Here is a 2,789-nt window from a genome sequence, read left to right as displayed (position 1 = left end):
TCCGTGATTTCGTCGATATTATTGAAGAATTCTTCCAGCGAATCTCCTTCTGGTGCGATATCCACATCGTGGAAACAGAAGTATTCAACATCAAGTTTTTCCAAAATTTCAAAGAAAGCTTCCACACGGTTCTTTGCGGTTTCCATCGGAGTAGTGCCTGCCCACGTGCGGATGTTCGTAGGACTTCCGAAAGGATCGGACCCGTCCTGCGTCATTGTGTGCCAGTAAGCTACCCCGAAGCGCAAGTGTTCCTTCATCGTTTTGCCCATCAGCATTTCAGACGGATTGTAATGGCGGAATGCCATTGGGTTTTCTGTGGTAACGCCTTCATATTTGATTTTATCTACTGTTGAAAAATAACTCATTTCTTTTCCTCCTCAAAAATGTTATCTTGTCTTTGGGTTAGTTCGCTCAACTAACTCATGAACATAATATAAACGATTATTTTTTTGTTGTCAATAGCTTTCAGAAGATATATGATAGATAACGAAGGAAGAAGGAGTGGTTTTATTGATTCATAGCAAATATACGATCCGCGAAAACAACGAGGCAACTATTTTGAATGCCATCATCAGCCAGAAAGAAATTTCCCGCGCTGAATTATCCGTCCTTGCCGGTCTGAACAAGGCTTCCGTATCCTCAATCACCAAAAAACTGTTGGAAGACGAGTTGATTCATGAAGACCGGATCGGCGATGCAGCACGAATTGGTGGCCGGAAGCCCATCATGCTCACTTTTAATGGAAAAGCTGCGCTTACCTTTTCCTTGGATGTTGCACCCAACTACATCGAAGGGCTCATCGCATATATTGACGGAAGGGTCCTTTATGAATCCGAAATCAGAGGCATCAAAGTTTCTTCCGACAATATCCTCGGCTACATCACGGAAATGGTTGAAAAACTGACGCAACATGCTATGGAAACTCCTCACGGCATCACGGGACTCTGCGTTGCGATCCACGGACTCGTCAATCAGGAAGAAATCATCTTTACGCCCAACTATACGTTGCAGAGCAATCTGAAAGCACAATTGGAAGAAATTTATCCCTTTTATGTATATTTGGAAAATGAAGCGAATCTGGCGGCGCTAGGTGAATATACTTTTGGATCCATTTCGGACAGTGTCGTCAGTCTGAGCATCCATACGGGCATCGGAGCCGGAATTGTCGAAAATGGGAAACTGAGGACCGGAAAAAAAGGTATAGCCGGTGAAATCGGCCATAGCATCCTCTATCCGGATGGCCGTAAATGCCCTTGCGGCAATGAAGGTTGCCTCGAACAGTACGCTTCCCATCAAGCCATCTACAGCGAATTGGAGCAGATGCTTGCGTTGCCGGACATCAATTCGTCCATAGTGATCGAGCGCTACAAAAAAGGCGATCCCGTTGTCCAAAAAACACTGCGGACCAATGCGCATTATTTGAGCATTGCCGTCAATAATCTGGCGGTGATCTACGAACCCGATCTAGTGGTGATCAACAGCTCCATCTATTCGCAAATCCCCGAGTTGATCAGCATTCTTAAAGGTGACCTCAAGGGGAAATTTTCGTGCGATACCAGTGTCGTCAGCAGCTCGCTTAAGCGGAAAGCGACCTTGTTCGGGGGTGTGGCCAAGTCCACACAAAATTTCCTGAACATCCAAAACCTGAAAATGAATACTGACAACTAAAATCAAAACCACCCGTTCGATACGAATGGGTGGTTTTGTCTAGCTCATTTATATCAGATTCAGCTTCCCTTTGTGCCTTTGTAACACTGTACCATTTTACCATCCTAACATTTTACCACTTTAACATTATGGGGGAGGCGCTCGGGTGGATATGCTTGTTCTATACCATTTTGGGGGAGAAATGTTTGTACATTGAGATATCATTTCGGTATGATAGTGTTGGAATATGAAGAAGAGGAGGTTGGGTTTTATGAGCGGATTTTTAAATAAAATACCACAAAATTATTTAGATGATATGTTAGTGCGTCTTGCCCACCACTCAGCAGGGATAGAAGGAAACACGATTTCGTTGCCGGCGACAGTCTCGATCATTTTAAATGGTACTCTCCCAATCAGTAGCGGGGCAACCGTGCGCGAATTTTATGAAATTGAAAACCATAAACAAGCATTTTCTAACATGTTGGATCATTTGGAGAGTAATGATACGCTCTCAGTATCCATAATCAAAGAGGTCCATGCCGATTTAACCGATCGGCTTCAATATGACAAAGGCCAATTCAAAAAGAACGAGAACCAGATTGTCGGGGCAGAATTCCAGACGGCTTCACCATCGGAAACGCCATTTCTGGTCCAACAGTTAGTGGACAACCAGGAATACCGGCTAGAGAACGCAGCTACTGACGAAGAAAAATTAGAGAGCATTTTAGATACACATATCCAATTTGAACGGATCCACCCTTTTTCCGATGGTAACGGACGCACAGGGCGTGTCATTATGAATTACTCATTGCTTCAAGAGGGGTTCCCACCTCTGATTATCGAAAAAGAAACAAAGGCCACTTATATCGAGTTACTAGCTAAGCAAGATTTAGATGGTTTTATGTCTTTTGCCAAGGAAATATTAGCAAAAGAGCAGAAGCGAATGAAAGCATTCCAAAACATGGATCAAGAGCAAATCAAACAGATTGAGTGACACCGCAAAAGAGAAGAAGGATGCCCGATTCAATCGGACATCCTTCTTCTCTTTCTTCTGACCACAACCTCCTCCGGCGAACGGAGGCTACGCCGGAGGACGGCTCACATATCAGATCTGTGCTCCGATGAGGACAGACTCGCAGGAG

The 2,789-nt window shown here is 44.3% G+C and carries 2 protein-coding genes and 1 pseudogene; 2 read left to right on the top strand and 1 reads right to left on the bottom strand.

The genetic code is table 11. The features are described from left to right. Nucleotides 1-365, bottom strand: a pseudogene (locus WBV27_RS11315) (xylose isomerase); the annotation flags it as partial. 145 nt (nucleotides 366-510) lie between these two features. Between WBV27_RS11315 and WBV27_RS11310 the strand changes: the two are divergent. After that, nucleotides 511-1,668 carry an ROK family protein gene (locus tag WBV27_RS11310; RefSeq protein WP_424202132.1) on the top strand — a complete coding sequence of 386 codons (1,158 nt, stop codon included), beginning with the start codon at nucleotides 511-513 and terminating at the stop codon, nucleotides 1,666-1,668. 250 nt (nucleotides 1,669-1,918) lie between these two features. Further along, the gene (locus WBV27_RS11305) at nucleotides 1,919-2,641 is read left to right on the top strand and encodes a Fic family protein (RefSeq protein WP_424202130.1); all 723 of its coding nucleotides are present in this window, start codon (nucleotides 1,919-1,921) and stop codon (nucleotides 2,639-2,641) included. The last annotated feature ends 148 nt before the right edge of the window (nucleotides 2,642-2,789 follow it).

The organism is Trichococcus sp. (assembly GCF_049589555.1).
In the GTDB taxonomy this organism is placed as follows: Bacteria; Bacillota; Bacilli; order Lactobacillales; family Aerococcaceae; genus Trichococcus.
The sequence above is the reverse complement of the archived record's forward strand: the minus strand, read 5'-3'. Positions and strand labels throughout refer to the sequence as shown.

Bases quoted from the DNA above. Each gene is read 5' to 3' on its own strand.
- WBV27_RS11305 (WP_424202130.1), top strand. From the start codon at position 1,919: ATGAGCGGATTTTTAAATAAAATACCACAAAATTATTTAGATGATATG.